At 65.9% G+C, this 15,146-nt stretch carries 14 protein-coding genes; 11 read left to right on the top strand and 3 right to left on the bottom strand.

Features of this window, described 5'->3' with window-relative positions:
• Window positions 1-50: 50 nt before the first annotated feature.
• On the top strand, window positions 51-797 hold the full coding sequence (locus AB3X94_RS15770; RefSeq protein WP_368612031.1) for a DUF899 domain-containing protein: 747 nt from the start codon (window positions 51-53) through the stop codon (window positions 795-797).
• A 91-nt stretch (window positions 798-888) separates the two neighbouring features.
• On the opposite strand, the gene AB3X94_RS15765 is transcribed toward AB3X94_RS15770, so the two are convergent.
• Both AB3X94_RS15765 and AB3X94_RS15760 read right to left on the bottom strand, forming a co-directional pair.
• On the bottom strand, window positions 889-1,071 hold the full coding sequence (locus tag AB3X94_RS15765; protein WP_176108988.1) for a hypothetical protein: 183 nt from the start codon (window positions 1,069-1,071) through the stop codon (window positions 889-891).
• A 144-nt stretch (window positions 1,072-1,215) separates the two neighbouring features.
• Complete coding sequence (locus AB3X94_RS15760) at window positions 1,216-2,118, bottom strand: NAD-dependent epimerase/dehydratase family protein (RefSeq protein WP_368612030.1); 903 nt, start codon at window positions 2,116-2,118, stop codon at window positions 1,216-1,218.
• A gap of 104 nt (window positions 2,119-2,222) precedes the next feature.
• Between AB3X94_RS15760 and AB3X94_RS15755 the strand changes: the two genes are divergently transcribed.
• From AB3X94_RS15755 to hutG, 8 genes are all read left to right on the top strand, one after another.
• On the top strand, window positions 2,223-3,146 hold the full coding sequence (locus AB3X94_RS15755; RefSeq protein ID WP_368612029.1) for a LysR substrate-binding domain-containing protein: 924 nt from the start codon (window positions 2,223-2,225) through the stop codon (window positions 3,144-3,146).
• A gap of 272 nt (window positions 3,147-3,418) precedes the next feature.
• The gene (hutH, locus tag AB3X94_RS15750; protein ID WP_368612028.1) at window positions 3,419-4,939 is read left to right on the top strand and encodes a histidine ammonia-lyase; all 1,521 of its coding nucleotides are present in this window, start codon (window positions 3,419-3,421) and stop codon (window positions 4,937-4,939) included.
• Between the two features lie 25 nt (window positions 4,940-4,964).
• Complete coding sequence (gene hutC, locus AB3X94_RS15745) at window positions 4,965-5,660, top strand: histidine utilization repressor (protein WP_176108985.1); 696 nt, start codon at window positions 4,965-4,967, stop codon at window positions 5,658-5,660.
• A 91-nt stretch (window positions 5,661-5,751) separates the two neighbouring features.
• Window positions 5,752-7,440: a urocanate hydratase gene (gene hutU, locus AB3X94_RS15740; protein WP_368612027.1), complete on the top strand. Its 1,689-nt coding sequence runs from the start codon at window positions 5,752-5,754 to the stop codon at window positions 7,438-7,440.
• A 29-nt stretch (window positions 7,441-7,469) separates the two neighbouring features.
• Complete coding sequence (locus tag AB3X94_RS15735; protein WP_368612094.1) at window positions 7,470-8,096, top strand: HutD family protein; 627 nt, start codon at window positions 7,470-7,472, stop codon at window positions 8,094-8,096.
• Between the two features lie 84 nt (window positions 8,097-8,180).
• Entirely contained in the window at window positions 8,181-9,410 is a 1,230-nt protein-coding gene (gene hutI / locus AB3X94_RS15730; RefSeq protein ID WP_368612026.1) for an imidazolonepropionase, read from the top strand.
• Between the two features lie 20 nt (window positions 9,411-9,430).
• Window positions 9,431-10,816: a formimidoylglutamate deiminase gene (locus AB3X94_RS15725; RefSeq protein WP_368612025.1), complete on the top strand. Its 1,386-nt coding sequence runs from the start codon at window positions 9,431-9,433 to the stop codon at window positions 10,814-10,816.
• Window positions 10,817-10,866: 50 nt separating this feature from the next.
• Entirely contained in the window at window positions 10,867-11,679 is an 813-nt protein-coding gene (gene hutG, locus AB3X94_RS15720) for an N-formylglutamate deformylase (RefSeq protein WP_368612024.1), read from the top strand.
• Window positions 11,680-11,925: 246 nt separating this feature from the next.
• On the opposite strand, the gene AB3X94_RS15715 is transcribed toward hutG, so the two are convergent.
• On the bottom strand, window positions 11,926-12,060 hold the full coding sequence (locus tag AB3X94_RS15715; protein ID WP_013089067.1) for a hypothetical protein: 135 nt from the start codon (window positions 12,058-12,060) through the stop codon (window positions 11,926-11,928).
• Between the two features lie 341 nt (window positions 12,061-12,401).
• Between AB3X94_RS15715 and AB3X94_RS15710 the strand changes: the two genes are divergently transcribed.
• Both AB3X94_RS15710 and AB3X94_RS15705 read left to right on the top strand, forming a co-directional pair.
• Window positions 12,402-13,064 carry a hypothetical protein gene (locus tag AB3X94_RS15710; protein WP_176108979.1) on the top strand — a complete coding sequence of 221 codons (663 nt, stop codon included), beginning with the start codon at window positions 12,402-12,404 and terminating at the stop codon, window positions 13,062-13,064.
• Window positions 13,065-13,147: 83 nt separating this feature from the next.
• Window positions 13,148-15,094, top strand: coding sequence for a DUF3857 domain-containing transglutaminase family protein (locus AB3X94_RS15705; RefSeq protein ID WP_368612023.1), 1,947 nt, complete (start codon window positions 13,148-13,150; stop codon window positions 15,092-15,094).
• Window positions 15,095-15,146 lie beyond the last annotated feature (52 nt).

Below are 15,146 nucleotides of genomic sequence, written 5' to 3'. Positions count from 1 at the left end.
AAACCATAACCTTATGGTCAGGACCTGCATGCGCAGGAAAGGAGACGCAGATGGAACCGCAACATCGCATCGGCAACCGGGAAGAGTGGCTGGCCGCGAGCCGCGCGCTGCTCGCCGAGGAAAAAGCGCATATGCGCGCCGGCGACGAACTCGCGCGCAAGCGTCGCGAATTGCCGTGGGTCAAGGTCGAGAAGCTTTATACGTTCGATACGCCTGATGGCCGCAAGACGCTCGCGGAACTGTTCGACGGCCGCAGCCAGCTGATCGTTTATCACTTCATGCTGGGCCCGGACTGGGAGGAGGGGTGCGTCGGCTGCTCGTTCCTGTCGGACCATATGACCGGCATTCTCACGCATCTGGTCCATCACGACGTCAGCTATGTGACGGTATCGCACGCGCCGCTCGAGAAGATCGACGCGTTCAAGCGGCGCATGGGATGGACCTTTCCGTGGGTGTCGTCGAGCGGCAGCGATTTCAATTTCGACTATCACGTGTCGTTCACGCCCGAGCAGCTGGCGAGCAAAAAGGCGTTCTACAACTTCACCGAGCAGGACGTCGGCATCGACGAACAGCATGGCCACAGCGTGTTCTACAAGGACGAAAGCGGCGACGTGTACCACACGTACTCATGCTACGCGCGCGGCGACGAGCGCTTCGTGAACACCTACGCGCTGCTGGACATCGCGCCGAAAGGCCGCAACGAGCAGAGCAATCTGACCGACTGGGTCAGGCATCACGACCGCTACGACGATCACGCGCGCGCGGCGTGCCCGGCCTGCGGATCGTACACGGTGTGAAGTGGTGAAGCGGGTGGACGCAGAGGGCGAGGGGCGCGCGCCGCGCTGGCAGGCGCGTCGCCTTCGCGCCGTATGAGCGCTGCAAAGCGCGTTACAGCGCCATCTCGAAGGCGGGTTTGAGGAACAATTCCATCGCCATCACGATGAGGCTCATCGCGGCGGCGGCCAGCGTCAGAACGCCGTATTCGTCGTAGCGCGTGTCGTACAGACACGCGACGACGAACAGAATCGCCATCAGGTTGGTCAGCCAGTCGAAGTTCAGCGCGAAGCTCATCGGTCGAATCGGAGCGGGGATGCGACGGTGGAATCGCACCGTCAGGTGCTCGCGATTCTAGCGAAATGAGCTTACGGATTCGCAACGGCCGTGCTTACACAGTTTACGGCCAGTGACGAGCGCAAAGCCCCGTCAGACGGCGCTTTACGGCACCATCATGTCGCGTTCGATCCATTCGATCACCGACGTGCGCCGCGGCTGCCAGCCAAGCAGCCTGCGCGCGCGCTCGCCGCGCACGCGGCTATTCGAGCCGAGACCGTACGAGGCCATTTCGTAGCCCCATTCCTGTTTCGCGTCTTCGAGCGGCCAGTTTTGCGGCGCGCCGAGCTTCATCGCGCGCGCGATCGCGGCGCTCATGTCGCTAAACGACGCTTCGCCGCTTTCGACGAAATAGAACGTGCCGGCAGGGGTTTTATCGAGCGCGAGACGATACAGCTCGGCGACGTCGTCGATATGCACGTTCGACCAGATGTTGCCGCCGCTGCCCACATGACGCACGACGCCGCTCTTTTGCGCCTGGCGCACGAGCCGCGGCAACTGCACGCTCGCGCTGCCGGCCACCGCGCCGTGACCGTAGATCAGCGTGTTGCACAGCACGGCCGAGCGCACGTTGCGTTGCGCGGCGTCGAGTACCAGCTGATCGATCGCGACGCGCGCGGCCTTGTCGGCGCTCGGGGTGGGCAGCGCGTCTTCGTGATAGATGCGTGCTTCACGGGCTTCGCCGCCCGACGCATCGCCGACGATGCTCGACCCGCTCGTGTGCAGGAACACCTTGCCCGAACCCGCGAGCCCGTCGATCAGCGCGCGCACCGCGCCTTCGTGATCGCTGCTCGCGGCGTTGATCACCGCGTCGGCCGCTTGCGCTTCGGCGATCAGCAGCGCGCGGTCGTCGAGCGTGCCGATGACCGGCTCGATCCCGAGCCGTTGCAGCTCGGCGCTGTGTTCGGGCTTGCGGATCAGCCCGCGCACCACATGACCGGCGCGCGCCAGATGCGCCGCGATCGAGCCGCCGATAAAACCGCTTGCGCCAGTAACGAAAATCTTCAAGACGTTCTCCTGAGGGAAATGCTGGTACAGGCACGCAGTATCGCTCGCTCGGATTCTCGCAAAAAGCGTGTTAGTCTCAAATCAATCTTGATTTGAAATCAACAATGAAAACCTCCACCGACGAATTGCTGGTGTTCGTCACCGTGATCGACAGCGGTTCGATCACGGCGGCGGCCGAGAAACTGGGGCAGACCGTCTCCGGCGTGAGCCGCGCGCTCACGCGCCTCGAACAGAAGCTCGACACCGCGCTGGTGCGGCGTACGACGCGGCGTCTGCATCTGACCGAGGAGGGCGACGCGTTCCTGCGGCGCGCCCGCGCGATTCTCGACGCGCTCGAAGAGGCCGAGGAGTCGGTCGCGCGCGGTCGCCAACGGCCGTCGGGGCGCTTGCGCGTCGATGCGGCGTCGCCGTTCATGCTGCATTGCGTGGCGCCGCATATGACCGCGTTTTCGGCGCTGTATCCGGAGATCCGGCTCGAACTGACCAGCAACGAGCGGATCGTCGATCTGCTCGAACAGAAGGTCGACGTCGCGATTCGGATCGGCGCGCTGCAGGATTCGACGCTGCATGCGCGCGCGCTCGGCGAGAGCAGGCTGCGCGTGCTTGCGAGCCCGGCGTATCTGGCCGAGCACGGCGAGCCGAGCACGTTCGATGCGTTGCGCACGCATCGGCTGATCGGCTTTACGGCGCCTGAGCATCTGAATCGCTGGCCGTTGAGGGAAAGGGGACGGGGAACGAAGCGCGTCAAAGGGCAACGGGACGAAGCCGCGCTGCTGAAGATCGAACCGTCGATCACCGCATCGAGCGGCGAAACCTTGCGGCAACTGGCGCTGTCCGGCTGGGGCATCGCCTGTCTGGCCGACTTCATGACCGCCGCCGACGTGCGCGACAACCGCCTCGTGCCGATTCTCGGCAACCTGCTCGTCGACGAACGGCAACCCGTGCATGCGGTGTACTACCAGAGCGCATCGCTCGCGGGGCGCGTGCAGTGCTTCCTCGATTTCATCGCGGCGCGGGTCAAGCTCTGATCCGCGTCGCGGCGCCTTCTCTCCTATAACTCAGATATCGGCCGGGCCGCGCCGCAAAGGTGTATATACAACTGTAGGTTAAGCCGCAGAGCCCACGCCGGCCCATGCGTCCTGCTCCACCGCATGCCGACGCGCAGCCACACCTGCCGATCTTGCGCGGAATCGTGCGGCAAATAATGGAAATCCCCAGGCACGGAATCTTGAAAAAGAAGTTGTATATACAAGGTCCGCCGGCTAGACTTATTTGAACTTGTATAGACAGGACGACAACCATGATTCTGAAGCCCGGCTACCTGACCCTCCCGCAACTGCGCCAGATCGCACGCGAGCAGGTCACCCTGCAACTCGATCCCGCGAGCCACGCCGCCATCGACGCGTGTGCGCAGGCCGTCGCCGACATCACCGCCAAGGGCGAGCCGGCTTATGGCATCAACACGGGCTTTGGCCGCCTCGCCAGCACCCACATCCCGCGCGATCAGCTCGAATTGCTGCAACGCAATCTGGTGCTGTCGCACGCCGTCGGCGTCGGCGAGCCGATGTCGCGCCCGGTCGTGCGTCTGCTGATGGCGCTGAAGCTCTCGAGCCTCGGCCGCGGCCACTCGGGCATCCGCCGTGAAGTGATGGAAGCGCTGATCGCGTTGTTCAACGCCGACGTGCTGCCGGTGATCCCGGTCAAGGGTTCGGTCGGCGCATCGGGCGACCTCGCGCCGCTCGCGCATATGTCGGCGATCCTGCTCGGCGTCGGCGAAGTGTTCGCGAAGGGCGAGCGCATGCCGGCCACCGAGGGCCTCGCGCTCGTCGGCCTGAAGCCGCTCACACTGCAGGCGAAGGAAGGTCTCGCGCTGCTGAACGGCACCCAGGCGTCGGCCGCGCTCGCGCTCTACAACATGTTCGCGATCGAAGACCTGTTCCGCACGGCGCTCGTCGCCGGCGCGCTGTCGGTCGATGCGGCGATGGGCTCGGTCAAGCCGTTCGATGCGCGCATCCACGAACTGCGCGGCCATCAAGGCCAGATCGACGCGGCGGCCGCATATCGCTCGCTGCTGCAAGGCTCGGCGATCAACGTGTCGCACGCCGATTGCGACAAGGTGCAGGACCCCTACAGCCTGCGCTGCCAGCCGCAGGTGATGGGCGCGTGTCTCGACCAGATGCGCCAGGCCGCCGAAACGCTGCTGAGGGAAGCGAACGCGGTTTCCGACAATCCGCTGATTTTCCCGGACACCGGCGAAGTGCTGTCGGGCGGCAACTTCCACGCCGAGCCGGTCGCGTTCGCGGCGGACAACCTCGCGCTCGCCGCGGCGGAAATCGGCGCGCTCGCCGAGCGCCGCACCGCGCTCCTGATCGACGCGACGCTGTCGGGCCTGCCGCCGTTCCTCGTCAAGGATGGCGGCGTGAACTCCGGCTTCATGATCGCGCACGTGACGGCTGCCGCGCTCGCGTCGGAGAACAAGACGCTCGCGCATCCGGCCTCCGTCGACTCGCTGCCGACGTCGGCGAACCAGGAAGACCATGTGTCGATGGCGACGTTCGCCGCACGCAAGCTCGGCGACATCGCCGAGAACACCGCGAACATCCTGTCGATCGAATTGCTCGCCGCCGCCCAGGGCGTCGATCTGCGCGCGCCGCACAAGACCAGCCCGAGCTTGCAGAAGGTGATGGACCTCGTGCGCAAGGACGTCGCGCACTACGAGCTCGATCACTACTTCGCACCGGATATCGCGGCGGTCACGAAGCTCGTGCAGGCCGGCGCGGTCGCGAAGCTGAGCCCGTTCTCGTTCGTGTCGGAACAATGAGTCGTCGAGAGCGCGGATCACGACAATGAACGCACCCGCTTATCAGGGCATCAAGGACTTCATCCTCGCGCGCATCCATGCGGGCGAGTGGGCCGAAGGCGACCAGGTGCCCTCCGAAAACGAGCTTGCGCGCGAGTTCAGCGTCGCGCGCATGACGGTCAACCGCGCGTTGCGCGAGCTGACCTCGGAGCAGGTGCTCACACGCGTGCAAGGCTCGGGTACTTTCGTCGCGCGGCCCAAGTACGAGTCGACCCTGGTGGCGATCCGCAGCATCTCCGATGAAATCGTTGCGCGCGGTCATCGCTATCAGGCGAAGGTGCTGAACATCGGCGCCAGCATCGCCGATGCGGCGCTCGCCGAAGAGATGCAGGTGAGCGCGGGCAGCCCCGTGTTTCATTCGCGTCTGCTGCATTTCGAAAACGACGAGCCGGTGCAGTTGGAGGAACGCTGGGTCAATCCGGCCGTCGCGCCCGAATACGGGCTGCAGGACTTCACGAACACCACGCCGAACCAGTACCTCGTGCGCGTCGCGCCGCTGCAGCGCGTCGAGTACCGCATCGAGGCGCTTGCCGCCGACGACATCACGCGCGAGCTGTTGAACATGAGTGAACGCGAGCCGTGTCTGGTGCTGCACCGGCGTACGTGGTCGCAAGGCGAGGTCGCCTCGATCGCGAATCTGTGGCATCCGGGCACCCGTTACCGCTTCACTGGGCATTTCTGAATTCGCTTTTTCGCGCCTTTTCGCGCTTTTTCGCGCCTTCTCGTTTCCGCCGAATCTTTATCGAACATCGTCACGCATTCCGAGGGACACCATGAACAATCCGAAACACATCGATCCGCGTCTGGATCCGACTCGCACGATCCGCGCACCGCGCGGCGCGGAAAAGACCTGCAAGACCTGGATCGCGGAAGCCGCGTACCGGATGATCCAGAACAATCTGGACCCCGAGGTCGCCGAGCACCCGCACGCGCTCGTCGTGTACGGCGGCATCGGCCGCGCCGCGCGCAACTGGGATTGCTTCGACCAGATCCTCGCGTCGCTGAAGGATTTGAACGAAGACGAAACGCTGCTGATTCAATCGGGCAAGCCGGTCGGCGTGTTTCGCACGCATGCGGACGCGCCGCGCGTGCTGCTCGCGAATTCGAATCTGGTGCCGCATTGGGCGACCTGGGAACACTTCCACGAACTCGACCGCAAGGGCCTGATGATGTACGGCCAGATGACCGCGGGCAGCTGGATCTATATCGGCAGCCAGGGCATCGTGCAGGGCACCTACGAAACTTTCTTCGCGGTCGCGAACCAGCACTTCGACGGGAAGCCTGCGGGCCGCTGGATTCTGACCGGCGGTCTCGGCGGCATGGGCGGCGCGCAGCCGCTCGCGGCGACGATGGCGGGCTTCTCGATGATCGCGGTCGAATGCGACGAGACGCGCATCGACTTCCGTCTGAAGACGCGCTACGTCGACAGGAAAGCGAAGACGCTCGATGAAGCGCTCGCGATGCTCGACGAAGCGAAGAAGGCCAGCAAGCCGATTTCGGTCGGCCTGCTCGGCAACGCGGCCGACGTGTTCGCCGAGTGCGTCGCGCGCGGCATCACGCCGGATTGCGTGACCGACCAGACCAGCGCGCACGATCCGATCCACGGCTACCTGCCGCAGGGCTGGACGGTGGAAGACTGGCGCGAGCGTCAGAAGACCGCGCCGGACAGCATCGTCACGCCGGCCAAACAGTCGATGGCGAGGCAAGTGCAGGCGATGCTGACGCTGCAGGAACGCGGCGCGGCCACGCTCGACTACGGCAACAACATCCGTCAGATGGCGCTCGAAATGGGCGTGGAGAACGCGTTCGATTTCCCCGGCTTCGTGCCGGCGTATATCCGCCCGCTGTTCTGCGAAGGCAAGGGCCCGTTCCGCTGGGTCGCGCTGTCGGGAGACCCGGAGGACATCTACAAGACCGATGCGAAGGTCAAGGAGCTGATCCCCGACGATCCGCATCTGCACAACTGGCTCGACATGGCGCGCGAGCGCATCGCGTTCCAGGGTCTGCCGGCGCGGATCTGCTGGGTCGGCGTGAAGGATCGTTATCGTCTCGGCCAGGCGTTCAACGAAATGGTCAAGAACGGCGAGCTGAAGGCGCCGATCGTGATCGGCCGCGATCATCTCGACACGGGCTCGGTCGCGAGCCCGAACCGCGAAACCGAATCGATGAAGGACGGCTCGGACGCGGTCAGCGACTGGCCGTTGCTGAACGCGCTGCTCAATACCGCGGGCGGTGCGTCGTGGGTGTCGCTGCATCACGGCGGCGGCGTCGGCATGGGCTTCTCGCAGCACTCGGGCGTCGTGATCGTCGCGGACGGCACCGAAGCCGCGCACCAGCGCCTCGGCCGTGTGCTGCTGAACGATCCGGCCACCGGCGTGATGCGTCACGCGGATGCCGGCTATGAACTCGCGCAGCAGACCGCACGCGAGGCGGGTCTCAATCTGCCGATGCTGGGACGCTGATCGTGACCCAGGCCCACCACGCGGGCGACATGGCAAGCGTCACGCTGATTCGCGGCGCCGAGCTCGTGGCGGCGCCGTGGAAAAACGGCGGCGGCGTTACGCGCGAGGTCGCGGCGTCTCCGTCGCCGGTCGGCGGGCAGGCTGCGGGCGCCGACTTCGTGTGGCGTGTGAGCGTCGCCGATGTCGCGCAGGCCGGGCCGTTCTCGCGCTTCGACGGCGTCGACCGGACGCTCGTGCTGCTGTCTGGCGCGGGCATGCTGCTCGATGAGCTGGGCGACGCGGGCGTCATGTCGACGCATGTGCTGCGGCAGCCGCTCGACGTCGCGCGCTTTAGCGGCGAAACGCGCATCGACGCGCGTCTCGTCGCTGGCGCGACGCGCGACTTCAACCTGATGGTGCGGCGCGACGTGGCGCAGGGCGAACTGGACGTGTGGCGTGTCGGCGCGAAGCAGGACGCGCCGCGCGTGCTCGACGGCGACGTGGCGCTGCTGTTTTGCGCGGGCGGCGCGGTCACGGTCGCGCTGGCGGCGGACCACGCGCAAGCGGTGCGGCTCGACACCGGCGATACGCTGCGCGTCGACGGGCCGAACGCGCTCGCTTGCGCGCTAACGGGGGACGGCGCGGTGCTCGCGATCACGATTCGCTACACGCGATGACGATTCAATCATGATCGGGCATTGCATGCGCTCCATCACGGCCAACCCATCCACAGACACGCAACGAGCGGCAAAGAGCACGCGATGAAGCAAACCGTCTGGCATCACCTTAATTTGTGCCCGCAGGGCGATCTTCGCCACACGCTCGCCGATGCCGCGATCGCCGTCGAAGACGGCCGCATCGCGTGGCTCGGCGGGTTCGCCGAGTTACCCGCGCAATACGCCGGATGGTCGCGCGAAGACCTGCGCGGCGCGTGGGTGACGCCGGGCCTGATCGATTGTCATACGCACCTCGTGTATGGCGGCCAGCGCGCCGACGAATTCGCGCAACGCCTCGCGGGCGTCAGCTACGAAGAAATCGCGCGACAGGGCGGCGGGATCGTGTCGACGGTGCGCGCGACGCGCGCGGCGGATGAAGCGTCGCTGTTCACGCAGGCGGCGGCGCGGCTCGAACCGCTGCTCGCCCAAGGCGTGACGGCGATCGAAATCAAATCGGGCTACGGTCTCGATCTCGCGGGCGAGCGCAAGATGCTGCGCGTCGCGAGACAACTCGGCGAGCGCTATCCGGTCACGGTCTATACGACGTTTCTCGGCGCGCACGCGCTGCCGCCCGAATTCGCGGGCCGCGCCGACGCGTATATCGACGAAGTCTGCGGCACGATGCTGCCCGCGCTAGCGGACGAAGGCCTCGTCGATGCGGTCGATGTGTTCTGCGAGCGCATCGGTTTTTCGCTGGAGCAAAGCGAGCGCGTGTTCAACGCGGCCGCGCGCTACAAGCTGCCGGTCAAGATGCACGCCGAGCAGTTGTCGAACGGCGGCGGCGCCGCGCTCGCGGCGCGGCACGGCGCGCTGTCGGCGGACCACCTGGAGTTTCTCGACGAAGCCGGCGTGGCCGCGATGAAGGAAGCGGGCACCGTCGCGGTGCTGCTGCCGGGCGCGTACTACTTCATCCGCGAGACGCAGTTGCCGCCGCTCGAACTGCTGCGGCGCTACGAGGTGCCGATCGCGATCTCGACCGACAGCAACCCGGGCACGTCGCCGGCAACTTCGTTGCTGCTGATGATGAACATGGCGAGCACGCTGTTTCGCATGACCGTGCCCGAGGTGCTGCAAGGCGTGACCACGCATGCGGCGCGCGCGCTCGGCAACAGCGATCGGCACGGCGCGCTGCAGGTGGGTCGCGCGGCCGACTTCGCGGTGTGGTCGGTCGATTCGCTGGCCGAACTCGCTTACTGGATTGGCCGGCCGTTGTGCGCGCGCGTCGTGCGCGCGGGCGAAACCGTTTATACGCGGCGCGGGTCGAGTGTGACCTGAACCGAACCGGAACCTGAGAGATGACGCAATCCAATCAATCCCTGTTCGCCGCCGACGCGTATCTGCCCGAGGGCTGGCGCCGCAACGTGCTGCTCGAATGGGACGCGCGCGGCACGCTGAGCGCCGTCACGCCGGATCGACCCGAAGCGCCGGCCGGTGTGCCGAAAGCGGCTGGCCCGCTGATGCCTGGCATGCCCAACCTTCACTCGCATGCGTTTCAGCGCGCGATGGCGGGGCTCACCGAATATCGCGCCAACGCGACCGATAACTTCTGGTCGTGGCGCGACCTGATGTATCGCTTCGCCGCGCGCATCACGCCGGAAGGCCTCGCGAGCGTCGCGCAGTGGCTCTACATCGAAATGCTGAAGGCGGGCTATACGTCGGTGTGCGAGTTCCACTACGTGCATCACGCGCAGGACGGCCAGCGCTACGCGAATCAGGCCGAGCTTGCTCAGCGCGTGGTCGATGCGGCGGCGGCGAGCGGCATCGGCATCACGATGCTGCCGGTGCTGTATCAGTACAGCGGCTTCGGCGCGCGCGCTCCGCGCGAGGATCAACAGCGCTTCATCAATACGCCGGAGAGCCTGCTCGATCTGCTCGGCGCGCTGCGCGCCGCGCGCCCCGAACATGCGGCACTGCGTTACGGTGTGGCGCCGCATTCGCTGCGCGCGGTATCGGAAGCATCGTTGCGCGCGCTGCTTGGCGGCATCGATGCGAGCGCGCCCGTGCATATCCATGTCGCCGAGCAAACCGCCGAGGTGGACGCGTGCATCGAAACCGAAGGCGCGCGGCCGGTGCAATGGCTGCTCGATCGTTTCGAGGTGGATAGCCGCTGGTGTCTGGTGCACGCGACCCATGTCGATCCGCATGAAACGCTCGCGCTCGCGAGAAGCGGCGCGGTCGCGGGTCTGTGTCTGACCACCGAGGCCAATCTCGGCGACGGCATTTTCCCCGCGCACGACTATCTGGACGCGCACGGCCGCATCGGCGTCGGCTCGGATAGCCATATCGGCGTCGACTGGCGCGCCGAATTGCGTCTGCTCGAATACGGCCAGCGTCTGACGCGCCGGCAGCGCAACGTGCTGGCGTCGGCGCAGGCTCCGCATGTCGCGGACCGCCTGTATGCGGCCGCGCTCGACGGCGGTGCGCGCGCGACCGGCCGCGCGGTCGGCGCGTTGCAGCCCGGCCATCGCGCGGACTGGCTCGTGCTCGACTCCGCTCATTCGAGCATCGCCGAGCACGAGCGAGAAGCGTGGCTGTCGGGCGTTGTATTCTGCGAGCACGGCGATACGCCGATCCGCGACGTCTATGCGGGTGGCATCAAGGTCGTCGACGATCGCCGGCATCGCGACGAAGAGCGCGCATATGCGCGCTATCGCGCGGCGCTCGCGGAACTGCTCAAATAACGGCGATGAGCGCCGAACCGATTCTCCGATCCCACTGATTCCGGACTGACATGACTGCTTCGAACCTCACGCCGGTTTTCTCGCTGCATCAGGGAAGCCTGCCGCTGCTGATCTCGATCCCGCATCTGGGCACGCAAATCCCCGCCGACATCGCCGCGACAATGACCCCGGTCGCGCAACGCACCGACGATTGCGACTGGCATCTCGATCGCCTGTACGCATTCGCGAAGGTTCTCGGCGCGTCGTTCCTGACGCCGACCTACGCGCGCTACGTGATCGACCTGAACCGTCCGCCCGACGGCGCGAACCTGTACCCGGGGCAGGACACCACGGGTCTCTTGCCGGTCGATACGTTCGACAAGGAGCCGCTCTATCGCGACGGCCATCTGCCCGACGACGCCGAAGTCGCGCGCCGGCGCGATGCGTACTGGAAGCCGTATCACGACGCGCTCACCGGCGAGATCGCGGCGCTGAAGGCGAAGCACGGCAAGGTGCTGCTGTGGGAAGCGCATTCGATCCGCTCGCGCGTGCCGCGATTTTTCGACGGACGTCTGCCGGACTTCAACTTCGGCACGTCGAACGGTGCGAGCGCGGCGCCGGGACTAGGCGACGAACTGGCCGCGCTGGTCGAGCGCCACGGCGGCTATACGGCGGTCGCGAATGGCCGCTTCAAGGGCGGCTATATCACGCGCCAATATGGTCAGCCCGAGCAGGGCGTGCATGCGGTGCAACTCGAACTGTCGCAGATCACGTACATGGAAGAGCGCTTGCCTTATGCATACGATGAAGACCTCGCCACGAAGGTCGCGCCGTTGCTCGAAGCGCTGGTGTCGACGGCTCTCGCTCGCGTGAAAGCAGCCTGACGCCGAGGTGACCTGACGGGTGCCGTGAGGACGGCGTCGGCGTGCATCGGTTAGCGGATCGCGAAGGTGTAACAGCATGTGTCCGTGATTGCATATCGGCGCGATCATATGGAATGGTTTGGGCGTCGAGCGCGCACAGCGTATCGTGCGCCGGCTGTTTCACGACGCGGCGCGCCATGAAAAAAAGCCCCGCGAAAGCGGGGCTTTTTATGTGCACCGCGTCCGTTGGACACGGTTTCACCGCCATTAGTGGCAGCGCTTTTCCCAATGATGATGAACCTTCACCTTATGGCACTCGTGGTGATGTTCATAAGCTTGAGCGGGAGCGATCGCGCTCAGGGTGGCGACGGCTGCGGCGATGGCGAGAACGATTTTCTTCATTACAAAACCCTTAAGTCAATGTTGTGGAGCGACCCATGCAGCACGACCCGTGCCGCATCGGCGTGTAAGCATGCCACATCGAGCGCCCGCGAATAGGAACGGTGCGCAAACACGTGTGTCAATGCAACAGGCGATGTGTTGTAAGCCCTGTTTTAGCGCGCTTTGCGCTGAATTGGCCGGTGCGTACCATGCGATGCGTGTACCTTCGGCATCTGGGCCCCCCGCACGCAAGGCGGCATAGCGGCATTGCACCCGACACCGCGAGACGACTACCCTTTCAAAACGATGACATGCGCGATGCGGTCATCGATTCATCAGGCGAAAAGATGGAAGACCCAGCGATGGAAGATTCCGACGAATTGCTGCTGCCAGTCTGGCGCGCGAACCTGGTGTTGCTGACCAGCGAGGTTGGCGCCGCGACCCGGCTCGCGCGCATGATGACGTTTTCCGCGAGCTATCTGAAGCTGATGCTGTCCGGCCAACGCGAATTCAGCGAGGAATTCGTGCGCGGCGTCGAGGCGGTCACTGGTTTGCCGGGCGGCTGGATGAACGTGCCGCACAGCGGTCACGAGATTCCGCCGAATGCGCGCGAGGCGATCGACAACGAGCAGCCGCTCGCGCGCTTTCGCGGCACCGCGCATCCGGTGCGCAAGAAGACGGTGCTGCGGCCCGAGCCGATTTTTGGGCAACCGGGGCCCGCGCGTCGCGTCGAGGAAGAAACGCTCGATGTCGAAGCGCACCGCCGCCATGTGCATTTTCGCAAGGTACGCGATGTCGCGACGCAGGAAGTGCGGCGCTTCGAGCGGCATCTGCTGCATGCGCCGGTCGAACTCGCGTCGATGCGTGCGAAGGTCGAGGACGTGATGGCCGCGGCCGAGCTCGACGATCGCATTCAGGCCGATCTCGAGGGCCGGCTCGAACAGATCGACAAGCACCGGCACATGCTGCTGCGGCACGTGGAAAAACTGCAGGCGCTGCTGAGCCAGCTCGACGACGGCGAGTGATCGCGACTGACGGCGGCCCCGGTCCGAAACGCGCGGGCCGACGATGTGCTACAACGACGACACGAATCTTGCCGAGGTGGATCTTGGGGAACATCGTCGTCAGGTTGGCGCACGCGTCGCTCGCGCGAAGCGCGCGCGCCGCGGCGCTGCTTGCGGCGCTAACTGCCGCGAGCGGCATCGCCTTCCCCCTTCGCGCGACCGCCGCCGAAATCGCTACCTCCCCCAACGAACGCGCCCCTGCGACGATCGAGCGCGACGTCCATTTGTTCGTGATCCAGAAAGACGGCTCCATCGAGGAACACGACGACACGGTGATGCGCGCGGACACGGCCAGCGGTGTCGACGCAATCGCGCAACGCTACGTGTGGTTCAACAAGGACATCGAGCAGGTGCAACTGCTGGCCGCCGAAACGATCGATCCCGACGGCACCGCGCATGCGGTCGGTCCCGAGGCGATCCGCGACGTGCAGGAGCCGCGTTCGTCCGGTGCGCCGAGCTTCGAAGACGGAGTGTTGCGCACCGTGATCTTCCCCGGCGTCACGAGCGGCTCGCGCGTGCATCTGGCGTTTCGCAAGACCCGCGCGAAGCCGCTGCAGGCGGGCACTTTCGGTTATCTGGTCGAGCCGTCGCTCGAACCCGTCGACGAGCAGCGTCTGATCTTCGATCTGCCCGCCGACGTGCCGCTCTACGCGGACGCGCGCGGCTACGTCGCGGTGCCGCCCGTCACCGCGAACGGCCGCACCCGCTACGAGTTCGACTATCGGCACGGCCCCTATCCGCGCGTGGAAGCGGGCGCGGTCGGCTACGCGAACTGGGGCGACCGGCTGATGGTGTCGACGGTAGCCGACTTCGCGAGCTTCGCCGCGCGCTATCGCGGTCCCGCCGATAACGACGCGACCCGCGACGATCCGGCGATCGTCAGTCTTGCGCAGCAACTGACGGCCGGCCTCAGCGATCCGCGCGACAAAGCCCGCGTGTTATACGACTGGATGCGTCTGAATATCCGCTACGTCGCGCTTTTCCTCGGCGAGACGGCGGCGATTCCGCACAAGGCGGCCGATATCCTGCGCAACCGCTATGGCGACTGCAAGGACCACGTCGCGCTATACGGTGCGTTGCTCGCGGCGGTCGGCATCCGCAGCGAGCCGGTGCTGCTGAATCTCGGCCCGTACTACACGTTGCCCGAGGTGCCGGGCTACGGCGCGAGCGCGATCAATCACGCGATCATCTGGATTCCCGAGTTGGCGCAATTCGCGGACACGACGGCGGGCGGCACCGCGTTCGGCTATCTGCCTGGCGGCGTGATGGACCGGCCGGTGCTGCTCGTCGACGCCGGCGTGCTCGCGCGCACGCCCGCTACTCAACGGCACGAACGCAACGCGCGCGTGCAGATCGACATCGATGAAAACGGCACCGCGCATTACGCGTACCGCGTCGAAGACCGGGGCTATCCCGCGGAGATCGAACGCAACACGTTCCGACGCGCGACGCGCGAGGGCGCGCAGCAGATTGCCGCGAGCCGTCTGCTGAAAACGGGCTTGCATGGCACCGCGCAGTTGCAGACCGACGACGTCGCCGTGACCGGCGGACCGTTCGCGACGTCGATGCAGGGCAGCGTGCCGCATCTGATCTGGCCAGACGGCACGACCGCCGTGCCGGCGCTGACGAGTCTCGCCGGCGGCATGAACTCACAGGTCGAGGCGTGGCTCGCGGAACCCGTCAGAACGCAGCCGTGGGCATGCATCGGCGGGGAGTTCGATGAAACGCTGGAAATGAGTTTGCCGCGCTTCGTGCGCGTGACGGACCTGCCGACCGACAGCACGGTCGAGGACCCGCTGCTCTCATTTGCGTCGCGCTACGTGTTCGATCCGGCGACGCGCACGTTGCAGGTCAACCGGCATCTGCGCGCCGCGTTCGGCCACCAGATGTGTACGGCTAACCAGTTCGCGGCGATTCGCGACGACCTCGTGCGCATCGAGCGCGATCTGGATGCCGAGGTGGTCGTCAGGGCGGCGGGCGCGAAGCAGTAGCGCGCCCCGCGCCGGCCGTAAGCCGGGCAGGGCCGCTACGATTCACTGGACG

The organism is Paraburkholderia sp. BR10923 (genome assembly GCF_040948765.1).
GTDB classification, from domain to species: domain Bacteria; phylum Pseudomonadota; class Gammaproteobacteria; order Burkholderiales; family Burkholderiaceae; genus Paraburkholderia; species Paraburkholderia youngii.
The sequence above is the reverse complement of the archived record's forward strand: the minus strand, read 5'-3'. Positions and strand labels throughout refer to the sequence as shown.

What these genes read in the sequence shown, in the direction of transcription:
- AB3X94_RS15770 (WP_368612031.1), top strand. Translation starts at nt 51, where the DNA reads ATGGAACCGCAACATCGCATCGGCAACCGGGAAGAGTGGCTGGCCGCG.
- hutC (WP_176108985.1), top strand. Translation starts at nt 4,965, where the DNA reads ATGAACGCACCCGCTTATCAGGGCATCAAGGACTTCATCCTCGCGCGC.
- hutI (WP_368612026.1), top strand. Translation starts at nt 8,181, where the DNA reads ATGAAGCAAACCGTCTGGCATCACCTTAATTTGTGCCCGCAGGGCGAT.
- hutH (WP_368612028.1), top strand. Translation starts at nt 3,419, where the DNA reads ATGATTCTGAAGCCCGGCTACCTGACCCTCCCGCAACTGCGCCAGATC.
- AB3X94_RS15735 (WP_368612094.1), top strand. Translation starts at nt 7,470, where the DNA reads ATGGCAAGCGTCACGCTGATTCGCGGCGCCGAGCTCGTGGCGGCGCCG.
- AB3X94_RS15710 (WP_176108979.1), top strand. Translation starts at nt 12,402, where the DNA reads ATGGAAGATTCCGACGAATTGCTGCTGCCAGTCTGGCGCGCGAACCTG.
- AB3X94_RS15755 (WP_368612029.1), top strand. Translation starts at nt 2,223, where the DNA reads ATGAAAACCTCCACCGACGAATTGCTGGTGTTCGTCACCGTGATCGAC.
- AB3X94_RS15765 (WP_176108988.1), bottom strand. Translation starts at nt 1,071, where the DNA reads ATGAGCTTCGCGCTGAACTTCGACTGGCTGACCAACCTGATGGCGATT.
- hutG (WP_368612024.1), top strand. Translation starts at nt 10,867, where the DNA reads ATGACTGCTTCGAACCTCACGCCGGTTTTCTCGCTGCATCAGGGAAGC.
- hutU (WP_368612027.1), top strand. Translation starts at nt 5,752, where the DNA reads ATGAACAATCCGAAACACATCGATCCGCGTCTGGATCCGACTCGCACG.
- AB3X94_RS15725 (WP_368612025.1), top strand. Translation starts at nt 9,431, where the DNA reads ATGACGCAATCCAATCAATCCCTGTTCGCCGCCGACGCGTATCTGCCC.
- AB3X94_RS15715 (WP_013089067.1), bottom strand. Translation starts at nt 12,060, where the DNA reads ATGAAGAAAATCGTTCTCGCCATCGCCGCAGCCGTCGCCACCCTGAGC.